1 protein-coding gene is annotated in these 1,104 nt (G+C 66.5%); it reads right to left on the bottom strand.

From position 1 onward, the window contains the following. On the bottom strand, positions 1-1,104 hold a 1,104-nt coding region (locus tag ACFWF3_RS36830; RefSeq protein ID WP_379318870.1), incomplete at both ends, for a PhoX family protein.

Here is a 1,104-nt window from a genome sequence, read left to right as displayed (position 1 = left end):
GAACTGCTTGGTCTCACCGCGGTTGGGGCCGTCGAGGATCACCGAGAACAGGCCGTCGTTGGTCTTGAGGGCGTTGCCGTCGGTGGAGATCCACAGGTTGCCGTACGGGTCGAAGGCCAGGTTGTCCGGGCAGGAGATCGGGCTGACCTTGGTCTTGTCGAAGCCGGCGAAGTAGGTGTCGGCGGCGGCGGGGTCACCGCAGACCAGCAGCAGCGACCAGGTGAAGTCGGTGCCGGTGTGGTTGTCGGTGAGCTCGAGGACCTGGCCGTTCTTGTTCAGCTTGCGCGGGTTGGCCTCGTCGACGCCCGGCTTGTCGTCCTTGGCGCGGTTGTCGTTGTTGGTCAGCGCCACGTAGACCTTGCCGGTGAACGGGTTGGCCTCGAAGTCCTCGGGGCGGTCCATCTTGGTGGCGCCGACCTTGTCGGCGGCCAGGCGGGTGAACACCGCCACCTCGGCGGCGGACATGCCGTCGACCAGGGACTTGCCCTTGCCGTCGTCGCCGGTCTCGAGCAGCGGAATCCACTGGCCCTTGCCGGTGAAGCCCTTGTCGGAGGGGACCGCGCCGCTGCCGTCGATCTTGTCGGCGTGGTCGCCGGTGAGCTTGGCGACGTAGAGGGTGCCCGCGTCGAGGATGGTCAGGTTGTGCCGCATCGCGGAAGCGCCGGTGCCGGACTGGATCTTGCGCGAGGACACGAACTTGTACATGTAGTCGAACTTCTCGTCGTCGCCGGTGTAGGAGACGACATCACCGGAGTCGGTGACGTAGATCGACGCGCCCTCGTGCTTGAGGCGACCCATCGCAGAGTGCTTGATCGGCGTGGCGGCGGCGTCCCACGGGTTGACCTCGACGACATAGCCGAAACGGTTGGCCTCGTTGGGTTCCTGGCTCAGGTCGAAGCGCTTGTCGGTGCGCTCCCACTGGTTCGGCGTGCCGCCCTTGGGGAAGCCGTAGCGCTTGACGCGCCCCTGCGGGTCGGAGGCCTTGTCGCCGTTGGCGAAGTAGCCGTTGAAGTTCTCCTCGCCGGAAAGCACTGTGCCCCAAGGAGTCCTTCGACCGGGCGAGCGCCGCCGAGCTGAAGCCGCACAAGATCGACGACGGCCTGG

Origin of the sequence: Nocardia sp. NPDC060220 (genome assembly GCF_042727815.1) — a bacterium.
Taxonomy (GTDB): Bacteria; Actinomycetota; Actinomycetes; order Mycobacteriales; family Mycobacteriaceae; genus Nocardia.
This window is presented reverse-complemented; position numbering and strand designations above follow the sequence as displayed.